The sequence below is a fragment of the Streptomyces pseudoechinosporeus genome (assembly GCF_054783935.1).
Genome location: NZ_BAAGPS010000091.1, coordinates 247957 through 268872 on the forward strand (window position 1 = coordinate 247957; position 20916 = coordinate 268872).

General features: G+C 69.7%; 19 protein-coding genes. 5 read left to right on the plus strand and 14 right to left on the minus strand.

Annotated elements, in window-relative coordinates:
* Positions 1 to 120 precede the first annotated feature (120 nt).
* The 9 genes from ACYVO6_RS47985 to allB form a co-directional block, all read right to left on the minus strand.
* Complete coding sequence (locus tag ACYVO6_RS47985) at positions 121 to 1653, minus strand: MFS transporter (RefSeq protein ID WP_461073077.1); 1533 nt, start codon at positions 1651 to 1653, stop codon at positions 121 to 123.
* An 816-nt stretch (positions 1654 to 2469) separates the two neighbouring features.
* On the minus strand, positions 2470 to 2952 hold the full coding sequence (locus tag ACYVO6_RS47990) for an RDD family protein (RefSeq protein WP_461073079.1): 483 nt from the start codon (positions 2950 to 2952) through the stop codon (positions 2470 to 2472).
* Positions 2953 to 3109: 157 nt separating this feature from the next.
* Positions 3110 to 4063: a PDR/VanB family oxidoreductase gene (locus ACYVO6_RS47995; RefSeq protein ID WP_461073081.1), complete on the minus strand. Its 954-nt coding sequence runs from the start codon at positions 4061 to 4063 to the stop codon at positions 3110 to 3112.
* 3 nt (positions 4064 to 4066) lie between these two features.
* Positions 4067 to 5398: a Rieske 2Fe-2S domain-containing protein gene (locus ACYVO6_RS48000; RefSeq protein WP_461073083.1), complete on the minus strand. Its 1332-nt coding sequence runs from the start codon at positions 5396 to 5398 to the stop codon at positions 4067 to 4069.
* A 96-nt stretch (positions 5399 to 5494) separates the two neighbouring features.
* Positions 5495 to 6265 (minus strand): SDR family NAD(P)-dependent oxidoreductase, encoded by a 771-nt coding sequence (locus tag ACYVO6_RS48005; protein ID WP_461073085.1) that lies wholly within the window; start codon positions 6263 to 6265, stop codon positions 5495 to 5497.
* Positions 6266 to 6414: 149 nt separating this feature from the next.
* The gene (locus ACYVO6_RS48010; protein WP_461073087.1) at positions 6415 to 7248 is read right to left on the minus strand and encodes an NAD(P)H-binding protein; all 834 of its coding nucleotides are present in this window, start codon (positions 7246 to 7248) and stop codon (positions 6415 to 6417) included.
* Between the two features lie 169 nt (positions 7249 to 7417).
* Positions 7418 to 7576, minus strand: a complete 159-nt coding sequence (locus ACYVO6_RS48015) for a hypothetical protein (protein WP_461073089.1) — start codon at positions 7574 to 7576, stop codon at positions 7418 to 7420.
* A 71-nt stretch (positions 7577 to 7647) separates the two neighbouring features.
* Positions 7648 to 8778, minus strand: coding sequence for an allantoicase (gene alc, locus ACYVO6_RS48020; protein WP_461073091.1), 1131 nt, complete (start codon positions 8776 to 8778; stop codon positions 7648 to 7650).
* A 5-nt stretch (positions 8779 to 8783) separates the two neighbouring features.
* Entirely contained in the window at positions 8784 to 10154 is a 1371-nt protein-coding gene (allB, locus tag ACYVO6_RS48025) for an allantoinase AllB (protein WP_461073093.1), read from the minus strand.
* A gap of 243 nt (positions 10155 to 10397) precedes the next feature.
* Here allB and ACYVO6_RS48030 point away from each other — a divergent pair, with 243 nt between their 5' ends.
* A complete protein-coding gene (locus tag ACYVO6_RS48030) occupies positions 10398 to 11216 on the plus strand; it encodes an IclR family transcriptional regulator (protein WP_461073095.1) in 819 nt (272 codons plus the stop codon).
* 416 nt (positions 11217 to 11632) lie between these two features.
* On the opposite strand, the gene ACYVO6_RS48035 is transcribed toward ACYVO6_RS48030, so the two are convergent.
* Positions 11633 to 11917, minus strand: coding sequence for a DUF5955 family protein (locus ACYVO6_RS48035; RefSeq protein WP_461073097.1), 285 nt, complete (start codon positions 11915 to 11917; stop codon positions 11633 to 11635).
* 216 nt (positions 11918 to 12133) lie between these two features.
* Between ACYVO6_RS48035 and ACYVO6_RS48040 the strand changes: the two genes are divergently transcribed.
* On the plus strand, positions 12134 to 12733 hold the full coding sequence (locus ACYVO6_RS48040) for a nucleotidyltransferase family protein (protein WP_461073099.1): 600 nt from the start codon (positions 12134 to 12136) through the stop codon (positions 12731 to 12733).
* A gap of 133 nt (positions 12734 to 12866) precedes the next feature.
* Positions 12867 to 14489 carry a malate synthase A gene (gene aceB, locus ACYVO6_RS48045; RefSeq protein ID WP_461073101.1) on the plus strand — a complete coding sequence of 541 codons (1623 nt, stop codon included), beginning with the start codon at positions 12867 to 12869 and terminating at the stop codon, positions 14487 to 14489.
* 21 nt (positions 14490 to 14510) lie between these two features.
* Here aceB and ACYVO6_RS48050 read toward each other — a convergent pair whose 3' ends face one another.
* Genes ACYVO6_RS48050 through ACYVO6_RS48060 form a run of 3 tightly spaced genes read right to left on the minus strand, consistent with a single transcriptional unit; the run spans position 14511 to position 17263 of the window.
* Positions 14511 to 14789, minus strand: a complete 279-nt coding sequence (locus ACYVO6_RS48050) for an Rdx family protein (RefSeq protein ID WP_344393872.1) — start codon at positions 14787 to 14789, stop codon at positions 14511 to 14513.
* Positions 14786 to 15700, minus strand: coding sequence for a HipA family kinase (locus tag ACYVO6_RS48055; RefSeq protein WP_461073103.1), 915 nt, complete (start codon positions 15698 to 15700; stop codon positions 14786 to 14788). Before ACYVO6_RS48055 ends, ACYVO6_RS48050 begins: the two co-directional genes overlap by 4 nt.
* A 54-nt stretch (positions 15701 to 15754) precedes the next feature.
* Complete coding sequence (locus tag ACYVO6_RS48060; RefSeq protein WP_461073152.1) at positions 15755 to 17263, minus strand: IucA/IucC family protein; 1509 nt, start codon at positions 17261 to 17263, stop codon at positions 15755 to 15757.
* Positions 17264 to 17346: 83 nt separating this feature from the next.
* Here ACYVO6_RS48060 and ACYVO6_RS48065 point away from each other — a divergent pair, with 83 nt between their 5' ends.
* On the plus strand, positions 17347 to 18855 hold the full coding sequence (locus ACYVO6_RS48065; protein WP_461073105.1) for an IucA/IucC family protein: 1509 nt from the start codon (positions 17347 to 17349) through the stop codon (positions 18853 to 18855).
* A 34-nt stretch (positions 18856 to 18889) separates the two neighbouring features.
* Here ACYVO6_RS48065 and ACYVO6_RS48070 read toward each other — a convergent pair whose 3' ends face one another.
* Positions 18890 to 19525 carry a winged helix-turn-helix transcriptional regulator gene (locus ACYVO6_RS48070; protein WP_461073107.1) on the minus strand — a complete coding sequence of 212 codons (636 nt, stop codon included), beginning with the start codon at positions 19523 to 19525 and terminating at the stop codon, positions 18890 to 18892.
* 86 nt (positions 19526 to 19611) lie between these two features.
* Here ACYVO6_RS48070 and ACYVO6_RS48075 point away from each other — a divergent pair, with 86 nt between their 5' ends.
* Positions 19612 to 20820 (plus strand): pyridoxal phosphate-dependent aminotransferase, encoded by a 1209-nt coding sequence (locus ACYVO6_RS48075; protein WP_461073109.1) that lies wholly within the window; start codon positions 19612 to 19614, stop codon positions 20818 to 20820.
* The last annotated feature ends 96 nt before the right edge of the window (positions 20821 to 20916 follow it).

Consider the following 20916-nt stretch of genomic DNA (forward strand, 5'->3'; position numbering starts at 1 on the left):
CGACGCCTCGCGCCGTACGTTGTTGTGGCTGTGTCGGATGTCGGATGAAGGCCCGGACCGGCCGGTCCGACATCCTTGGTGGTGTCGGCCCACGTGGACGGGGCCGCACCCTCCGAGAAGTCAGCCCATGTGGACGGGCGCCGCGCCCTCCGCGTGCTGCTTGCCCGTGTTGACGGCCAGGACCGCGACCACCAGGCCCGCCAGGAACATGGCGCCGGAGGCGACGAAGGCCATCGTGTAGCCGTGCGTCAATGCCTCGCCCGCCTTCGCCACCAGCCCGAAGTCCTTGGTGGCCAGGCCCTGATAGAGGCCGGCGGCCGCGTGGGGCAGCTTGTCGTCGGCCGCCGAGGTGGAGATCGTCGACAGGACCGCGAGCCCGAGCGCGCCGCCGATCTGCTGCGCGGTGTTGAGCAGCGCCGAGGCGACGCCCGTGTCCAGGTGGTCCACACCGCTCACCGAGCTCACCGTCATCGGGACGAAGGCCAGCCCCAGTCCGAGGGCGGTGACGAACATCGCGGGCATCAGGTGCGCCGGGTACGAGGAGTCGGTCTCCAGGGTGGCGAACCAGAACATGCCCCCCGCCGCGAGCATCAGACCCGGTCCGGCGATCAGCCGCGGTGCGAAGTGGGTGACCAGCTTGGAGCTGACGCCCGCGGCGGCCGCCATGCCGATACTGAAGGGCAGATAGGCAAAGCCCGTCTTGACCGCGCTGTAGCCGAGGATCAGCTGCATGTACAGCGTCAGGAAGTAGAACGTGGCGAACATGCCCGCGCCGATGAACAGCATCGTGGCGTAGCTTCCGGAGCGGTTGCGGTCCTTGAACAGGCGCAGCGGCATCATCGGGTCCGCTACGCGCGCTTGGAGGACCAGGAACACGGCCAGGAGTACGACGGCCGCCGCGAAGGAGGCGAGGGTGAGGCTGTTGGTCCAGCCGTGCTCGCCGCCGCGGGTGATGCCGTAGACCAGGGCTATCAGGCCGCCGGTGCCGGTGATGGCGCCGGGGGTGTCCAGGCGGCCGGGGTGGCGTTCGGCCTCGACAAGGGTCTTGGTTCCGGCCAGGACGGCCAGGCCGATGGGGATGTTGACGTAGAACACCCAGCGCCAGTCGAGTCCGTCGGTGAGGATGCCGCCCAGCAGCAGACCGACGGTGGCGCCGACGCCTGCCATGGCCGCGTACACGCCCATCGCCGTGTTGCGCGCCTTGCCCTCCGGGAACGTGGTCGTGATCAATGCCAGGGCGCTGGGGGCGGCGATCGCCGCGCCGACGCCCTGGAGCACGCGGGCGCCGATGAGCAGGCCCTCATTCGGGGCCAGACCGCCCAGCACGGAGGCGAGGGTGAAGACGATGATGCCGACCTGGAACATGCGTCGCCGGCCGAAGAGGTCGCCTGCCTTGCCGCCGAGCAGTAGCAGGCCGCCGAAGGCGAGCGCGTAGGAGTTGACGATCCAGGCCAGGTTCGCGTCGGACACGTCCAGGTCGGTCTGGATGCTGGGCAGCGCGATGTTGGTGATGGTGTTGTCGAGAACCACCATCAGCTGTGCCGTGGCGATCACGAAGAGCGCCAGGCCGAGACGCCGGCCGCCGGGTGGAGCCCCGGACACCTCGGTGCCTGGCTGCGCCGGGGCGGCGGTGGTCGTGCTGTCGGAAGGCAAGGGAAAACTCCAAGGGGTGGTGAAGGGAAAAAGGGTGTCACTCGGGCACGGAAGAAACCCGTGATGTCAAATGCATTTCTGGGATCACCCGAAGGGAGGGCTGTACAGGCGAACGGCGTCCAGTCAAGCGCGATGTCCGTTGTCTAATCCGAAGGCATTACGGCGGCTCTCGGAATGAAGTGGACCTTAACACCCCGGCGCTACTGACAGCGAACACTCCCGAGGCCGATTTCGATGTGATTATCTCGAGCTTGACGAAGCAGGTCAGCGTGTGAGCAATAGGGCAAGGAGAAATGAGCACCCTGCGCGTACAGAGTCTGACTGGATCGTCAAGTCGGAATTCGGAATCCGGAATTCGGGATCGGCGTCGGAGTGAAGTTCGTGGATTTCACTCACACGTAACCGTCCGGAAGGATCGGAGTGGGTAGGCGCCCTGCCGGCAAGGTGCGGCGGACCTCGCCGGCGATCGCACCGCGAACTACGGCACCTGGACCGCGTGCCCGCGGGTCGGCTCAGGGATGGGTTGTGTCGGCGGACGCGAGGTTCGCGGTCGGCAGGACACCACGGTCGTTGCGAGTGCCCGCTCGGCGACGAGCAGCAGCCGATCGGGCCGCTGCCGACCACACTGACATCGATTTCCTCCGCAACCCACCCCGACGCCGTTAATTGATTACGTTCGGCACTTTCCAAATATCCACAGAAGGCGTTCACCTTCTCGCATTCAGCCACAAGTAAAGATGACTTCGGGTAAAGATGACTTCGGGCCTCCAAGCGCACCGGGGTGGCGCTGGAAGACATGCGGAACCTTCAGTCTGGTCAGGCACGGACGGCGAGGGTGTGCAGCAGCTTGTCCGAGAAGGTCTGCTGTTTCTTGTCGATCAGTGGCCAGAGGTAACCGACTCCCAAGGGCAACGCGTCCAGGATCTGTGCGACCTCGTAGACGATGGCTTTGCCGAAGCCGACCGGCTGTCCGGTTCGCTCGCCCACCAGCCGGATGTCCAACCGGCGCTTGCCGATCGACTGGCCGGTGGTGCCCATTTCGTATATCACCCAGAGCCAGCCGATCATGCTGACGACCGTGCTGATCCAGGCGCCGGCATCGAGGAAGAGCTCGCCGAGGAAATAGAACAGGAAGCTCGGTACCGCGACGACCAGGGTGTCGACGAGTTTCGCGCAGACTCGTGGGCCCCACGCCGCCAGGGCGCCCGGTTCTCCGGGGTCGTGGGACTCGGTCGGAGGACTGCTTGAGCCGGGCTGCCCGTCGCGCGATTCCGCCTGCGATGCTCGGGTGTGATCCACGTGCGCTCCTTGTCGAAAGAGAGTGGGTCGAAAGAGCCGAAAGGTCGAAAGAGGGGAAAAAGAGAAAAGAGAGGGGAAAGAGAATTGAGGCCCCGTGTGACGCCAGGCGGCCGACCATGACCGGTCGGCCGCCTGGCCGTTCACATGTCCAGCTCGTTCACATGTCCAGCTCCAGGGCCCGCGACAGCGCCCGGGACGTGCAGGGCGCGAAGAGGCCATCGGCCTGTTCGTCCGGGCTGAGGACGTCGTCGCGGTGGTCGGGCTCGCCGGCCAGGACCCGTACGACGCACTCTCCGCAGATGCCCTGCTGGCAGGAGGACGGCGCGTCGATGCCGTTCTCCAGCAGGACATCGAGCGCACTGCGGTCCTCGGGGACCTGGTACTCGGCGCCCGTGGAGGCCACCCGGACGGTGAACGCGCCCGGCTCTGCGGCGTCCGGATCCGGGGCACTGGCGGCGAACCGTTCCTTGTGGAGCGCGGCGGGCGGCCAGCCCGCCGCCTCGGCCCGGACCAGCACGTGATCCATGAAGCCGCCGGGGCCGCAGACATAGACCGCCGTGTCCGGCGAGGGTGTTCCCAGACAGCTGTCCACGTCGAGCCGTTGGCCTGGGTCCTCGTCGTCGAAGTGGAAGGTGACCCGGGGGTTGTCCGCCAGCTCGGCGATGAAGGCCGCGTCGGTGCGGCTGCGTACGCAGTAGTGCAGTGTGTAGTCGCCGCCCTCGGCATCCAGGCTTCTGACCATGGCCAGCAGCGGCGTGATGCCGATGCCGCCGGCGAACAGCAGATGCCGGCGCGCGGCGGCGAGCGGGAACCGGTTGCGCGGTGCGGAGATCCGTAGCCGGTCACCCACCTCCAGTGTGTGCATCGCCCGGGACCCGCCGCGGGAGTCCGGGTCGTTCAGCACGGCCAGCCGGTAGTGACCGGTGCCGGGCGGACCGCACAAGGAGTACTGGCGGATCAGCCCGCCCTGTTCCAGTAGCACGTCGATGTGTGCCCCGGCGGTGTACGCGGGGAAGTCCGTGCCGTGGGCCGGCGCGAGTTCGAGCACCGCGATGTTCGCTGTGGCCGTCGTCCGGGCGACGACGACCGCGTCCATCCAGGTCGTCGCCACCCGTCACGCCCCGGGAGCGGGCGCGGCCGGCTTCGGTGCGGACAACGCGCCCGGGGCCGTGCCTTCCTGGAGAGTCGCGTCGGAGTCGGCGGGCACGGTGAACACACCGGAGTCGATGTGCCGCGGCGGACCGTCGTCCCGGCTCACGCCCAACGGGTCCTTCCCGGCCTCGACGTCGTCGACCATGGTGCGCAGCATCCGGCGCACCATCACCACGCCGCGGTCCGAGGTGGCCAGCGTCTCCTCCGAGTGCAGGGTGATCGGGCCCTGGGAGCCCTGGGCCTCGATGTCGCTCGGGTACTTGCGGAGGTCGTCCTCGGTCATCTCCCAGAACATCTTGCCGTTCTGCTTGATGCCGAAGACCAGCCGCTGCATGCGGCCGGGGTCGGCGGCGCGGATGGAGAAGAACACGCGGTGGTGCGTGTCATCGCTGGGCACGATCCAGATCAGCAGGTTGTGCCGGGCATCCGGGGTGACCTGGGTGAAGTCCGGCAGCGCGATGATGTTGGGCAGCTGCTGCTCCAGCCGCCACTCCAGCTCGGTCGGCTGCCCGTCCGGGCCGGTCCCCTCGAAACGCTGGTGGTACTTCGCCCCGAACTCCGTCCTGTGGTAGCTGGTCGCCTCCGCGACGAGGGACGGGTCGTAGAAGCTCTCCGGCAGTCCTTCGGGCGTGCCCGTACCCGTGAGCTGCGCGCCGCTGTGCGCGTAGTGCAGCCAGGTGACGTGCACGTTGTCGATCGCGTTCTCCCAGATCTGGACCCAGTTGAAGTCCTGCTCCATGCCCGTCACCTCCGCCCCGGGCACCGGCCAGCCCGCCCAGTACTGCTCTCCCTCTTCGAGAGGTTCCAGGGCGTCGTAGCGTGGCATCGCCGGCTTGCGGTCGGGCGGGCCCATGTAGACGAAGACCAGGCCGTAGCGCTCCTCGACCGGGTACCAGGGCTGGCGGGCCACCTCACGGCGGCGCCCGCCGCCGGGCTCGCAGGCCTGCTCCAGGCAGTGGCCCTGGACGTCGAACTTCCAACCGTGGTAGCAGCAGCGGATGCCGTCGCCCTCGATGCGGCCGTAGAACAGGCTGCTGCCACGGTGCGCGCACCGCTCGTAGACCACGCCGGCGCGGCCCTGTCCGTCGCGGAAGACGATCAGGTCCTCGCCCAGTACGCGGATGCGGTGCGGCTGGTCGCTGGTGAGCGTTTCGGAGGTGGCGACCGGGTGCCAGTAGCGGCGCATCGCCTCGCCCATTGGGGTTCCGGGGCCGACCTCGGTCAGGCGCGCGTCGTGCGACGGGCGTTTGCGGCCGTAGCCGGTACCGGTGTCGACTGTCGTTAACTCGCTCATGTTCCTTGGCTCCTCGCGTGGAGATGGTTCTGTGGGGGGTGTCACTCGGACTTGGCGGAGTCACTCGGGCTCGAAGGAGCCATTGGGACCCGGGACTTACTCGCGCAGGCTCCAGCCGCCGCAGACCGACCAGACCTGACCGCTGACGTAGGCCGCGTCGTCGGAGAGCAGGAAGGCCACGACGGCGGCCAGGTCCTCGGGCTCGCCCAGCCGGGGAGCGCGGATGGACCGCAGGGCCCAGGCCTTCACGTCCTCGGAATCGCTCTGCTTGAAGGCGTCGGTCATCACCACGCCGGGGGCGACACCGTTGCAGCGGATGCCTTCCTTGCCCCAACGGCCCGCGATATGGCGGGTCAGCGCGCTGACGCCCGCCTTGGAGGCGGCGTACGCGGGACGGGAGGGGTCGCCGCCCCACGCCGCACCGGAGGACGTGTTGACGATGACGCCGCCACCCTGACCCAGCAGGTGCGGGATGACCTCCCGACAGGTGAGGGCATAACCGAGCAGGTTCACGTCGTGGTTGCGCCGCCAGACCGCCGGGTCCATGCCCAGCAGGTCGGTGTCGCGGCCCATGGTGTCTCCAGACAGGTCGGCACCGACGTTGTAGAGCCCGTCGATTCCGCCGAGTTCGCTGACGGCCTGGCTGACCAGGGCCTGGATCGAGCGTTCGTCGGCCAGGTCGAACTCGACGGCGAGCGCGACACCCCCGGCATCGGTCACCCGCTTGGCCGTCGCCTGCGCCGCATCTATGTTGATGTCGCCGACGACGACCGAGGCACCTTCTTCGGCGAGCCGCGCGGCCGACGCGGCGCCGATGCCGGTAGCACCCCCGGCGATGACGACCCTCTTGCCGTGCAGTCCTCTCACGTACTTCTCCTTACTTGATTGCATATACATGGATATGCAAGATTTATGCGCGTATGTGCGCACGGGCATGCAAATCCGGGCAGGGGAGGTCCGCTTGCGGAGCTCCCCTGCCCGGAAAGGTCAGGTAGGCGTCAGATGTCAGATGAGCGTTATGCGGACCAAGCGCCCTGCGCGGCAGCGGTCTTGGCGTAGTCGGAGAAGTCCCTCGGGGCCCGCCCGAGGGCACGCTGGACGCCGTCGCTGAGGGACGCGAGGCCACCGGAGCGGACGTACTCGTACAGGCCGACGGACAGCTGCACCCACTCCTCGGGCACGCCCTGGGCGCGCTGCTCGTCCGCGTATTCCTCCGGGGTCAGCGGCACGTAGCGGATGTCGCGGCCGGTGGCCCGGGCGATTTCCTCGACCGCGTCCTGGAAGGTCATCAGCTTCGGGCCGCTGAGCTCGTAGTGCCACCCGGCGTGCCCGTCCTCGGTGAGGGCGACGACCGCCACCTCGGCGATGTCCTCGGCGTCGACGAACGCCTCCTTGCCGTCTCCGGCAGGCAGCCGTACCTCGCCGCTCAGCACGGGGTCGAGCAGGAAGTCCTCGCTGAAGTTCTGAAAGAACCACCGCGGCCGCAGCACGGTCCAGTCCAGGCCCGCGTGCTCCAGCGCCCGCTCCGCGGCAAGGACGTGCTCCTGGTCCGCCCCGCCCTCGGGCACGGACAGCAGCACCGCCCGCCGTGCCCCGGCCGCCGCGGCCTGCCGGGCGAACGCACCGATGGCCTGGGCGGCCTGCGGGCTGCCGAGGTCGGGGACCACCAGGTATATCCCCGTCACGCCCCGCAGCGCGGGCTCCCAGGTAGTCCGGTCCGTCCAGTCGAAGGACGGTGTACCGGAACGGGAGGCCGCGCAGACCGCCACGCCACGCTCCTGCAGCAGCCGCGCCACCCTGCGGCCGGTCTTTCCCGTAGCACCCGTCACCAGGATGATCTCGTCGCTCATGGCCTCAACTCAACCAGCCGCCGACCGCCTCACCCATGCCACACAGGCTCACGTCCATACGCGTTCGTCTACGCCGACCGGCATGGATCCCTCGGGACTGACCGGCATCGATCCGCTGACCGATCTCCTGAACGGGGTACGGACCAGTGGCTCGATCTTCAACCAGTCCTCACAGGGCGTTGATGTCCGCGTGCCCGGCGATGACTTGGGCAATGTGGGGTGGCAGACCGCTGCGGATGGCGTCGGTGATGAAGATGCGCCGGAAGTCCTGTGGTGTGAAGTGGAGTGGCTCGCCGTCCTTGTCGGTCAGCCCCGTCGCCTCCAGCACGTCGTCCAGAGCGCCTGCCAGGAGTTTGTCGGAGATCGCGGCGTAGGGCCGGGGGCGAAAAACCCCGCCCGTCAGCCCCCCACCTCCCGAAGCCGCCCCCGCAACCCCGCCACCCCCTCCTCCGTCAGCGAACCGAACAGCCGCAACCGCGAGATCCCTCCGTCCGGAAAGATGTCCACGCGCGCATGCGTACCCACAACCGGCCCGGCGAGGACGAACCGGTGGTTCGTATCCGGCTGGAGGCAGGTGCGCGGCAGGATCTCCGTCCAGTCGCCGCTCTCGGTGTCCCTCACCGACACCGAAGCCCACCCGGCCGAGTTGCCCTTCAGGTACGCCGTGTCGATCTCGATCGCGCGGATCTGGGCCTGCGCCGCCAGGCGGTAGCGGATCCAGTCGTGGCCCCGGTCGCGGCGGCGCCGGGTCTCCCAGCACTCGTGCATCGCGCGGGAACGGCCCGGCTGGATGCTGTTGGTGGCGGGTGAGTAGAAGAGGTTGGAGGCGTCCTCGACCTGGCCGCCGTTCTCCAGGGCCACCACGTCGAAGGTGCCGAGCACCGTCAGCCACTCGGGGTCCGGGACCACCTCGCCGTACACGCGCAGGCGCGCGATGCCCCCGTCGGGATGCTGGTTGACCCGCAGATGCGTGAAGCGCTGCTCCAGGGAGACGGCGAAGCCGTTGGCCGCGTGGCCGCCAACTGCCGTACGGGGGACGAGAGTCGTCCACTTCACGTCGTCCGACAGCAGCTCCTCCGGCGAGGGGGATCCGGGCAGCGACACGCCCTCGACCGACACCGCCTGCGGATAGTTGCCGCGGAAGTGCGCGGTGTCGACGACGACGCCGCGTACGACTCCGGGGGCGCCGAGGCGTACGAGCGCCCAGTCGTGGTCCTCGGCCGTGGGCCACGGATGCTCGGCGGAGGCGCCCCGTCGGCGCCGTGTCTCCCAGCCGTCCATGATCTTGCCCTTGTGCCCGAAGCGCTCGGGGTCGAACTCGGCGCGCTCGGGCACGAGCAGGTTCTCGCGCTGGGCGAAGAACTCGTCGTTGGCGGCGATGACACCGGCGCCGAGGCGGCGGTCGGCGAGGTTGGCGTAGCGAGTGAAGGGGAAGTCGGCGGTGCGGTAGTCCGCGTACGGGTCGCCGCCTCCGTACGGACTCGCGTCGCCGGTGAAACGAGCCAAAGGGGATTGATGCTGCGCCGTCACGGTGATCAGTTGTTCCTCTCGAGAAGTCGGCCGGTGGGTTCGCCGAACTCGCCGTTGGCAACGATGCGTTCGCCGCGCAGCCAGGTGGACTTGACGACGCCGTCCAGGGTCCGGCCCGCGTACGCCGTGACCCGGTTGCGGTGGTGCAGTGCGGCGGGGTCGACGGTGAAGGTCTCCTCGGGTGCGAGGACCGCGAAGTCGGCGTCGCGGCCGGCCTCGATGGCGCCCTTCTGGGAGAGCCCGGCCAGTTCGGCGGGGCGCGCGGACATCCAGCGGACGACGTCCTCGAGGGACCGGCCGCGTCTGCGTGCCTCCGTCCAGATCGCCGAAAGGCCCAGCTGGAGCGAGGAGATGCCGCCCCAGGCGGTGGCGAAGTCGGCGGTCTTGAGGTCGGCGGTGGAGGGCGAGTGGTCGGAGACGATGCAGTCGATCGTGCCGTCGATCAGGCCCTGCCACAGCGCGTCCTGGTTGGCCGCCTCACGGATCGGCGGGCAGCACTTGAACTCGCTGGCCCCCTCCGGGACTTCCTCGGCCGTGAGTGTGAGGTAGTGCGGACAGGACTCGACGGTCAGCCGTACGCCCTCCCGTTTGGCGGCGGCGATCAGCGGCAGTGCGTCGCTGGACGAGAGGTGGAGCACGTGCACGCGCGCGTGGAGGCGCCCTGCCTGCGCGATGAGCTGTGCGATGGCGGTGTTCTCGGCGTCGCGCGGCCTGGAGGCGAGGAAGTCGGCGTAGTTGCCGCCGCTCCTCTGCGGGGCGGCGGCGAGCTGGTGCGGGTCCTCGGCGTGCACGATCAGCAGGCCGTCGAATCCGGCGATCTCGGCCAGCGAACGGGCGAGTTGCTCCTGGTCCAGCTCGGGGAACTCGTCGACTCCGGAGGGCGACAGGAACGCCTTGAAGCCGAAGACTCCGGCGTCGTGCAGCGGTCGCAGGTCCTTGACGTTGTCGGGCAGGGCGCCGCCCCAGAAGCCGACGTCGATGTGCGCCTTGGACCGGGCGACGTCCTTCTTGGTACGAAGGTGGTCGACCGTCGTGGTCGGCGGAAGGGAGTTGAGGGGCATGTCGATCAGCGTCGTGATGCCACCGGCCGCCGCGGCGCGGGTGGCGGTCCAGAAGCCCTCCCATTCCGTGCGGCCCGGGTCGTTGACGTGCACGTGGGTGTCGACGAGGCCGGGCAGCAGGACGTCGTCGCCGAAGTCCTCCAGCCGCGCTCCGGGGGGCACTTCGGCGTCGTACGGCAGTACGCCCGTGATCTTGCCCGCGGTGACCGCGACCGAGGCGGCGCGCGTCCCTTCGGGAGTGATGACGCGCCTCGAGCGCAGGACCAGTTCGTCCCGCCCTTCGCCCTGTCCCTCGCCCCATCCGTCGTCGGACACCCGGACCCCTCTCTGCCGTTCTCTGCCGCTGCTTCCGCCTCTTCCGCAATGCGAAATTCAACGTTATGTTGAAGAGTCTTCACCGCGGGCCCTGCCCCGTCAAGAGCGCGCCCCTGCGCCTGGCACCTTCCATAAAGCGGAATTAAGCTTCCATCAAGCAGAACGTAGTTATCCGTAGCCGGTCAGTCAACAAACTGACCGGCCGATAGGCTGCCTCTCCTGCCGGATCTGAAAGGAACTCCCGTGCCGACGCCCAGCGCCAGCGACGCCTCCGCGGATGCCTCCGCATCGAAGAATTCCGCACCCAGCGGTGGCGTCCAGTCCCTCGAGCGCGCCTTCGACCTGCTGGAGAGAATGGCGGACGCGGGCGGCGAGGTCGGCCTCAGCGAGCTCTCCGTGAGCAGCGGGCTGCCGCTGCCGACGATCCACCGGCTGATGCGCACGCTGGTGGCCTGCGGTTACGTACGCCAGCAGACCAACCGGCGGTACGCGCTCGGCCCCCGCCTGATCCGCCTCGGCGAGTCCGCGTCCCGGCTGCTCGGCACCTGGGCCCGGCCCTACCTGGCGCGCCTGGTCGAGGAGACCGGCGAGACGGCGAACATGGCGCTGCTCGACGGCGACGAGATCGTATACGTCGCCCAGGTCCCGTCCAAGCACTCGATGCGGATGTTCACCGAGGTCGGCCGCCGCGTGCTGCCGCACTCCACCGGCGTCGGCAAGGCGCTGCTCGCGCACCTCCCGGCGAACGAGGTACGCGCACTGCTGTCCCGTACGGGCATGCCGGCCGCCACGGAGAAGACGATCACCTCACCGGACGAATTCCTCACCGCACTCGAAGAGGTCCGCCGGTCCGGGTACGCGGTGGACGACAACGAGCAGGAGGTCGGCGTCCGCTGCCTCGCGGTCTCCGTGCCCAACTCCCCCACCGCGGCGGCGATTTCGATCTCCGGCCCGGCAGGCCGCGTCACAGAGGCGATGACGGAGAAGACCGTGCCCGTGCTGCAGCAGATCGCGGTGGAACTGTCGGAGGCGCTGGCAAGCTCGGGGCCAAGCGCCCCGTAAGGGGCGCGGGGCTGTATCGATTTGCGGCTCCGCCGCGTGGGGGGGCTGCGCCCCAGACCCCCGTCAGGGGGTGGGGGTGACAGTCGTGTCGCGGCTGCGGGTGCGTCGTGGCTGGTCGCGCAGTTCCCCGCGCCCCCAAACTAAAAAGCCTGCGGCTCCACTCAGCCAAAGCCACAACGAACCCGCAGCTTCCCACCGGCGGGAGGGGCCGTGGGCCGGTGCGTCGTATGCCCGTCGCGTAGGTTCGGTCTCAGGCCACCCGCACCCTGTACCAGCAAAGGGCCGTACGCCCGGCCTGCGACGGGCTGACGCACCGGCCCGCGGCCCCGACCCACGCACGCACCCAAGGGGCGCGGGGAACGGCGCGACCAGCCACAAACAACCCGCAGCCGCCCAACCGCCGGAGGCAGTGGCGCTCAGCGGCGCGGCTCCCCGAAGAGTTCCACCGCGCTACGCACTTCCTGCAGCCCCGGCGCCAGCGCGCTGACCGAGCCGATGGAGCCGGCGATCAGCAGCAGCGAGCGGCGCAGTCGCGGTACCTCCGGGATGCCGCTGACGGTCATCGCGGCGAGCGCGGCGAGTTCGTCCTCCGCGATACCGCGGTCCGGGAACTCGGCCGGATGCGCGGCGAGTTCGCGACGCAGCCTGGACACCGCGGTCCGGAGCTCCGCCACCCTTGGATCCTCGTCGCTGCCGGTCACTGGCCGCCTCTGCCCCAAGCTCCGCAACACAGCTCTCCCCCTCGCACCCCTTCGTGCGCCGGACGTACTGCCTCTGTCGAGCACCCCGTGGCGTTGGTCAGGCACCGGGGGCCGCGGGCCAGTAAACGCCAACCGGAGCGGTGGGCGCCACTCCGAGAGCCGAAATTCAGTCCATGGAAACCATGAACTCGCCCCGGCGTCAGGTATGCAGGAGGCATGACAGCGAAACGGGACCAGGTGGCGGGGCTGCTGCTCGCGGCGGGCGGGGGCCGGCGGCTCGGCGGGCGGCCCAAGGCGCTGCTCGAGCACCGGGGGCGCCCCCTCGTCGAGTACGCGGCGGGGGTGTTGCGGGCGGGAGGCTGCGCCCGGGTGCATGTGGTCCTGGGGGCGCAGGCGGACCTCGTACGTTCCAGGGCCGTACTGCCCGGCTGCGTCCTCGTCGACAACGACCGGTGGGAGGAGGGCATGGGCTCCTCCCTGCGGGCCGGGCTCGACTCGCTGGCCGGTACGGGGGCGCGGGCCGCCGTGGTGTCGCTGGTCGACCAGCCCGGCATCGGGCCGGAGGCGGTGGCCCGCGTGCTCGCCGCGTACGGCTCCGGGGCATCGCTCGCGGCAGCCGCGTACGACGGCGTACGCGGGCATCCCGTGCTGTTCGGCGCCGACCACTGGCCCGGCATCAGCGCGACTGCGGTCGGGGATCGTGGGGCACGCGCCTATCTGAAGGCCCACGAGGACGCGATCACGCTCGTCGAGTGCGGTGACGTGGCGCAGGCGTACGACATCGACACGGAAAGCGATCTGATCCACCTCGAGTGACTCGGAGAATCTTGTGACTCAGAGAATCTTGACATCAACAAAACATTGAACTTCCACCATGAGGAAATTAGTATCCATTGGCACCCAGTTCTGCCGTGTACTGAAGTCAGCTCGCTGAAGGAAGTGACAGCTCATGTCCGCACCAGCGCCGTCCCCGCTGGCCATCGTCGACGCCGAGCCCCTGCCCCGGCAGGGTGAGGTCCTCACGGACGCGGCGCTCGCCTTCGTGGGCGAGCTGCACCGGCAGTTCACGCCCCGGCGCAACGAGCTCCTCGCCCGTCGTGCCGAGCGCCGCGCCGAGATCGCCCGTACCTCCACGCTCGACTTCCTCCCCGAGACCGCCGCCATCCGGGCCGACGACTCCTGGAAGGTGGGCCCGGCACCGGAGGCCCTGAACGACCGCCGCGTCGAGATCACCGGCCCCACCGACCGCAAGATGACCATCAACGCCCTCAACTCGGGTGCCAAGGTCTGGCTCGCGGACTTCGAGGACGCCTCGGCGCCCACCTGGGAGAACGTGGTCCTCGGCCAGCTCAACCTCACCGACGCGTATGAGCGCCGTATCGACTTCACCTCCCCCGAGGGCAAGTCGTACGCCCTGAAGCCGGCCGAGGAGCTGGCGACGGTCGTGATGCGCCCGCGCGGTTGGCACCTGAACGAGCGCCATCTGGTGGACGATTCGGGCACCCCCGTCCCAGGCGCGCTCGTCGACTTCGGTCTGTACTTCTTCCACAACGCGCAGCGCCTGCTCGACCTCGGCAAGGGCCCGTACTTCTACCTCCCCAAGACGGAGTCGTATCTGGAGGCCCGCCTCTGGAACGACGTCTTCGTCTTCGCGCAGGACTACGTCGGCGTCCCGCAGGGCACCATCCGCGCCACCGTCCTGATCGAGACGATCACGGCGGCCTACGAGATGGAGGAGATCCTCTACGAACTCCGCGACCACGCCTCGGGGTTGAACGCGGGCCGCTGGGACTATCTCTTCTCCATCGTGAAGAACTTCCGTGACGGCGGGCCGAAGTTCGTGCTGCCGGACCGCAACGCGGTGACGATGACGGCTCCGTTCATGCGCGCGTACACCGAACTCCTCGTGCGCACCTGCCACAAGCGCGGGGCGCACGCGATCGGCGGCATGGCGGCGTTCATCCCCTCGCGGCGCGACGAGGAGGTCAACAAGGTCGCCTTCGAGAAGGTCAAGGCCGACAAGGACCGTGAGGCGAGGGATGGCTTCGACGGCTCCTGGGTGGCGCACCCGGACCTGGTGCCGATCGCGATGGCGTCCTTCGACGCGGTGCTCGGCGAGAAGCCGAACCAGAAGGACCGGCTGCGCGAGGACGTCGACGTCAAGGCCGCCGACCTGATCGCCGTCGACTCCCTCGATGCCAAGCCCACGTACGCGGGCCTGGTCAACGCCGTCCAGGTCGGCATCCGCTACATCGAGGCCTGGCTGCGCGGCCTCGGCGCGGTCGCGATCTTCAACCTCATGGAGGACGCGGCCACCGCCGAGATCTCCCGCTCCCAGATCTGGCAGTGGATCAACGCGGGTGTGGAGTTCGAGAATGGTGAGAAGGCCACGCCGGAGCTGGCCCGTAAGGTGGCAGCCGAGGAACTGGCCGCCATCCGCGCCGAGTTGGGCGACGAGGCCTTCGCGGCGGGCAACTGGCAGCAGGCCCACGATCTGCTCCTGAAGGTGTCGCTGGACGAGGAGTACGTGGACTTCCTGACGCTTCCCGCGTACGAGCAGCTCGTCGGCTGAGCCCGACCGAGTCCGGCTGAGTCAGTCCGCCGGTTTCTCCGAGTGGCCCAGGGTCCTGCCCGGGGCCACTCGGTCGCGTACGAGGCGCTTGACGGCCGTCGGCTCCGGGAAGCCCTGCTCGCGCCGGTCCCAGACCACCTCGTCGTCGACGCGTACGACGAACACGCCGCCCGTGCCCGGCTTCAGGGACAGCTCCGTCAGCTCGGTCTCGAAGGTGGTGAGGAGCTCCTGTGCCAGCCATGCGGCGCGGGGCAGCCAGCGGCACTGGGTGCAGTACTCGATCTGAACGCGGTGGGTCATCCGAGGTGTACCGACCAATCCTGTTCCGCCGCCGGTTTGCCGTGCAGGTCGGGGACCTGCTGGAGCCACTTCGGACGGCCTCGCTGACTCTTCGCCGCGCGCAGGGCCTGCTCGGCGGCGAGTTCCTCCCGGGTGGGGAAATCCGTGGGCAGCCACGCCGCTGATGCCCGCACGCGCGCGTGGAGGTAGCCGGCGTAGGCCTCGCGCAGCTCGTCGGGCGTGGCGAAGCCCGGCTCGTCCGCGAGCCAGGCGTCCGGCACTTCGGCGGTGATCTCGCGGAGCAGCTGTTCGGTCACGCGGGGCGCCAGCTCGGCGTCGGCGGCCCGTACGTCCGGGCCGTAGTGGCCCAGCGCGTGGTGCCGGAAGTCGTACGTCTTCTCCGGTTCTGTGGCGTCCCAGCGGTGGTGGAAGACGAGGGCGGCGCCGTGGTCGATCAGCCACAGATGCGGGGGTGTGGTGCCGAACGTGGGCCAGACCATCAGGTTGGAGCTGTGGACCGTACGGTCGACGTTGACGGTCAGCGCGTCGAGCCATACGATCCGGCCCGCCTCCAGCGGGTCCACGCGGAATGTCTCGGCGACCTCGGGCGTGAAGTCCTTCGCACCCGGCAGGAAGTCCATGCCGAGGTTGATGCCGGCGCTGGCGCTGTGCAGGTCCCGCACCTCCTGATGCGGCTCCCCGTCGGCGATCTCCGGGTCGAAGTGCACCAGGACCAGCTCGGGGAACCTGAGCCCCAGCGCGCGGGCCAGCTCACCCACGATCACCTCGGCGACCAGCGCCTTCCTGCCCTGCGCGGAGCCGGTGAACTTCACGACATACGTCCCCAGGTCGTCGGCCTCGACGACTCCGGGCACGGAGCCGCCGGACCTCAGCGGGGTCACGTATCGGTCGGCAGTCACTTCGCGCAGCACACCGGCCACTGTAAATCAGCGGGTCACCGTACCCACCGGCATTTTCCGCGCCACCTACCGCAAGGGGTTGGCCAGCGGCAGATACCGGGCATCCGCCCCGTCCGCCCCCGTCCACCGCAACAGCAGATTCGTCTTGCCGGGCAGCGTGGGAGCCCGGAGCAGCTCCCCCACCTCGGGCAGCCCCGGCTCGTATCGCTTCAGCTCCCGTCGTACGGCAGACCACAGCTCCACCCCCGGATACCGCTCCTCCAACGCCCCCGCGATCTCGAGGAGGTTGTTGACGACGAGGCAGTACACCAGCCGCTCCCACCCGGCGGCGCGCGTGACGTCGGGCAGCAGCTTCACGCCCTCGGCGTCCCGGAACAGTGCCTGCACCGGCAGACCGGCGTCATCCACGGCCACCACCGTGTTCTGCAGATGCGCTTCGAGTACGACACCGTACCGGGCGAACAACTCCAGTGCGGGCGGGACGACTTGACGCACATACGCCGTCCACCAGGCGGCCGGGTCGGCGAGGGAGTCCAGCGGGCTGCCGTCGAAGCCTTCCGTGAGGGCGGCCGCCAGCAAGGGGGTGGCGCCGGGGAGGACGTGGTCCCGCAGACCGTCGCGTACGAGGACGGCGAGTTCCTCGAAGGCGAAGCGCGCCGTGCGGTATCCGCGGTCGCTCAGCCAGGCCGCAGGGCCGTCCACGGCCGCGAACGCCGAGGTGGCCGCCGCGTCCGTGCGGCGGAGTGCGAGGAGGTCGTGACGCCAGAGACGGCGGATGTCGTTGGTGATGCGGACGTCGAGGCTGAACTTCAGGAAGAGGTCGGCGGCAGGGTCGTACACCGTGCGGATGGCCGCCGTGGGCCAGGCCGGGGCCGGGGCGCGGCCGAGTCGTACGAGGCGGCCGTCGGCGAAGGCGTCGCGGATCTCCGGTCGGCTGCCGATGAGGTCGAGCTGCCAGGGGTGGGCGGGCAGGAGCCGGTAGCCGGGAGGGGCCTCGGCCAGCGCGTCGATCGCCCGAGTGTCGCCCTCCTCGACGACCGTGTCCTCCCGCACCCCGAGAAGGACGAGGGGGAAGCGGGCGTACGCCTCGGGGGCGTACGGGAGCCAGCCGGCGACCGGGCCGCCGCCGCGGGCCTTGGGCGCGGGATGGTAGGGGTGTCCGGTGATCAGGGACTGCTCGGAGCGCTGATACGGGTCCTCGGGCGGGGCCGCCTCCTCGCGTGCGACGAGGAGCGCCGCCACCGCGTCGCGGCTGTCGATCATTTCGGCGGGCAGCTCGGAGTTGGCCAGGCCGGTGTGCCGGCGCAGCTCGTCGGCGGTGAGTTTGACCAGCTCGGCGTGGGTGAGGCGGTGCCAGGCCCCGGCGGAGTACACCTCCGGCTCGGCGGGCCGGCGTCCGCCGCGTACCCGCAGCAGGCGTCCTCCGGACGGCAGCCGGTACACGGGCCGCTCACCGGACCCCGGTGCACGCTCGGCCACCTCCCGCAGCAGACAATTGAGCAGCGGCGCTGCCGCGTACGCGTCGGCGGCCTCTGCGACGTCGTCCCTGGGGGGCATGGGTTCCACGCGGTCCATTCGTTCCATACGGGTAGTGAAGATCAGTATGTCTGCCGTAGTACCCGGTCCCGACGCCCTCCCATCACCCGAGGAGCCACCCCGTGCACCATCCCCCCACCCCGGCCGAGGCCGAGTCCGCCCTCGCCGCCGAGCTGCGTACCGCCTGGCCCGCCCTGCTGCCGGGGTACGCCGCCGAGCTCCCTGGCGCCCGGGCCGCCGTGCTGACCCGGCTGTGGCGTGGTCTCGCCCATGAGCCGCTGCCGTGGATCACGCGGCGGGAGCAGGGGCGCGAGGGTCTGACGCTCCATCTGGCCGATGGTCGCCGGCTGCACGGGCCGCACTCGGACGCGTACGGAACTGCCGCATCCGTTACGGAGGTTGAGCTGGACGGTTCGGCGTACGACCACCCGGCCGCACTCATGACCGCACTCTCCTTCCCGCACGGTGACGCCTTCGCCGCCGAACTCGACCACAGCGTCGCCTCGTTGGCCCTGTCCCGCGCCGACCAGCCGCCGCTTGAGGCCCCTTCCGCGACCTGGGAGTGGGAGCAGCGGATCGTCGACGGGCATCCCTTCCACCCCAACTGCCGTTCCCGGCCGGGCTTTTCGGTGGCCGAGCAGTTGGCGTACGCGCCCGAGCACCGGCCGGTGGTCGAGCTGGGCCTGGTCGCCGCTCCGGAGGAGGCCTGTCTGGTGGCGGGCGAGTGGCCGTACCGGGAGGCCGGGCGGGTGTTGATCCCGGTGCATCCGTGGCAGGCCCAGCATGTGCTGAAGGACGAGAACCTGGTGGGCGGCTCGGGTATAACCGCCCACCCCCTCATGTCGCTGCGCACCCTCGCCGACGCCGCGCCCGGCGGGCCGCACATCAAGACCGCGCTGAGCGCCCGGCTGACGTCGGCGGTGCGGGACATCTCGGTGTACTCGATCGCTACGGCCGCGACGGTGTCCGCCTTCGCGGACGCGCTCGCCGCCCGGTTGGACGGGCTGCTGCACATCACCCGCACGCTCGGGGCGGCCACCGCCCACACCCCGGAGTTCGCGGCCGTGGTGCGCGAGGCGCCGGAATCCTACGCGGCCGAGGGCGAGCGGGTGGTGCCGGTCGCCGCGCTCGGCTTGACCGGGCTGCCCCAATCCCCTTCCTGGCTGGCCGAGTTCACGCGGCTCGCGCTGACGGTGTGTCTGCGGCTGCTGGAGCTGGGCGTGGCGCTGGAGGCCCACGGCCAGAATCTCCTCGTGGTGCTCTCCCCCTCGGGCACCCCAACCCGCCTGATCTACCGCGACCTTGCCGACATCCGCATCAGCCCGGCCCGCCTCGCCCGCCATGGCATCCCGGCCCCGGACCTGTCCGGCCGGCTGATCACGGACGACGAGACCACCCTGCGGCGCAAGCTGTTCGGCTCGCTCGTCACGGGCACGCTGGGGGCGACGGCGGGTTCGAGTGCGGCGCTCGGCGAGGCGCTCTCCACGGCCGTACGAGACCTGCCGCGCACGCCCGACCTGGCGGTCCTGCTGGACGGACCGCTGCCCACGAAGGCGCTGACGCTAATGCGGCTCTCGCCGGAGCGGCCGGGGGACATCTGGGCGCGGGTGCCGAATCCGCTGGGGGCGTGAACTGCCGTAGTGTGCAAGGTTTGGTGGCGGGTCGTCAGATGTCCCGCAGCTCCTTGGCCAGCGGCCCGTCGCCCACCACGTCGACCCGCCCGGCCCGTATCGCTTCCCGTAGCGTCAGGCCGCCCTGGGCAAGTGCCGTACACGTCCCCGAGTCGAGCGCGAGCCGGGCAGCGGGCTCCTCGGGCGCGGCCCCCTCGCCGTAGACCGGTCCGCCGTCCTCGGCGCCGAGGTGTACGTAGAACGCCCCTTCCTCCAGCTGTACTTGTACGACCCCCTCGCCAAGTCCCGCCAGACAGCGCAGCAACGGCAGCACGAACCAGTGCGCGCGCACAGCGTCGGTGGGCCGCCGCTCCTGAAGCAGGGGCGCGCCCCACTCGCCCAGGGCCTGCAGGACAGGGAGCAACTGGCGTCCGCGGTCGGTGAGTTCGTACACGAAGGCCGCTCCCGGCGGGGGTAGCCGACGCCGGGTCGACAGCCCGTCCCGTTCCATGTCCTTGAGCCGGGAGGCGAGGACGTCCGTGCTCACGCCGGGCAGATCCGCGTGCAGGTCGGTGTAGCGGCGTGGACCGGCGAGGAGCTCGCGCACGATCAGGAGGGTCCAGCGGTCACCGACGGCGTCGAGGGCCCGGGCAGCGGAACAGTACTGGTCGTAGCTTCGGCGAGGTGACATGCGGCGCAGTCTAGACATGTTGTTGGACTTTCCAAGCCGGTACTTGGTAAAACCAAGCAACACACCAACCTGGAGGTGCGCACCGCATGGAGTTCCGGCAGTCGAGCAAGCTCAGCGAGGTCTGTTACGAGATCCGGGGTCCGGTCATCGAGCACGCGAACGCCCTGGAGGAGGCGGGCCACAGTGTGCTGCGGCTGAACACCGGCAACCCGGCGCTCTTCGGCTTCGAGGCGCCGGAGGAGATCCTCCAGGACATGATCCGCATGCTGCCCCAGGCACACGGCTACACCGACTCCCGCGGCATCCTCTCGGCCCGCCGCGCCGTCGCCCAGCGCTACCAGGACCTGGGCCTCGAAGTCGGGGTGGACGATGTCTTCCTCGGCAACGGCGTCTCGGAACTCGTCTCCATGGCGGTCCAGGCGCTGGTCGAGGACGGCGACGAAATCCTCATCCCCGCCCCGGACTTCCCGCTCTGGACGGCGGTGACGACGCTGGCGGGCGGCAAGGCGGTGCACTACCTCTGTGACGAACAGGCCGACTGGTACCCGGACCTGGACGACATGGCTGCGAAGATCACGGACCGTACCAAGGCCGTCGTCATCATCAACCCCAACAACCCGACGGGCGCGGTCTATCCGAAGGAGATCATCGAGGGCATTCTCGACCTCGCGCGCCGGCACGGCCTGATGGTCTTCGCCGACGAGATCTACGACCAGATCCTCTACGACGACGCCGTGCACCACTCGGTCGCCTCCCTCGCCCCCGACCTGGTGGTCCTCACCTTCTGCGGACTGTCCAAGACGTACCGCGTGGCGGGTTTCCGCTCCGGCTGGATGGTCGTCACGGGCCCGCGCCAGCACGCCCGCGACTACCTCGAGGGCATGACGATGCTGGCCTCCATGCGGCTGTGCGCCAACGCGCCCGCCCAGTACGCCATCCAGGCCGCGCTCGGCGGCCGCCAGTCCATCCGCGAACTCACCGCGCCCGGGGGCAGGTTGCGCGAACAGCGCGACCGCGCCTGGGAGAAGCTCAACGAGATCCCGGGCGTCTCCTGCGTGAAACCGAAGGGCGCGCTGTACGCGTTCCCGCGCATCGACCCCCAGGTGCACAAGATCCACGACGACGAGAAGTTCGTCCTCGACCTGCTGCTGCAGGAGAAGATCCAGGTGGTCCAGGGCACCGGCTTCAACTGGCCCCGCCCCGACCACTTCCGCATCCTCACCCTCCCGTACGTCGACGACCTGGACGCGGCGATCGGACGGATCGGGCGGTTCCTCAGCGGGTATCGGCAGTAGGGCGAGCTTCCCCAGCAGCGGGCTCGGCTCGCCGTGCCAGAGGGCACTGACAGTCACGTGAGAGCGACCTCGCACCACACCGTCTTGGTGTACGGG

Coding starts and splice junctions, on each gene's coding strand:
- ACYVO6_RS48000 (WP_461073083.1), bottom strand. CDS start 5,398: ATGAGCGAGTTAACGACAGTCGACACCGGTACCGGCTACGGCCGCAAA.
- ACYVO6_RS48010 (WP_461073087.1), bottom strand. CDS start 7,248: ATGAGCGACGAGATCATCCTGGTGACGGGTGCTACGGGAAAGACCGGC.
- ACYVO6_RS48040 (WP_461073099.1), top strand. CDS start 12,134: ATGACAGCGAAACGGGACCAGGTGGCGGGGCTGCTGCTCGCGGCGGGC.
- aceB (WP_461073101.1), top strand. CDS start 12,867: ATGTCCGCACCAGCGCCGTCCCCGCTGGCCATCGTCGACGCCGAGCCC.
- ACYVO6_RS48050 (WP_344393872.1), bottom strand. CDS start 14,789: ATGACCCACCGCGTTCAGATCGAGTACTGCACCCAGTGCCGCTGGCTG.
- ACYVO6_RS48060 (WP_461073152.1), bottom strand. CDS start 17,263: ATGGACCGCGTGGAACCCATGCCCCCCAGGGACGACGTCGCAGAGGCC.
- ACYVO6_RS48070 (WP_461073107.1), bottom strand. CDS start 19,525: ATGTCACCTCGCCGAAGCTACGACCAGTACTGTTCCGCTGCCCGGGCC.
- ACYVO6_RS48075 (WP_461073109.1), top strand. CDS start 19,612: ATGGAGTTCCGGCAGTCGAGCAAGCTCAGCGAGGTCTGTTACGAGATC.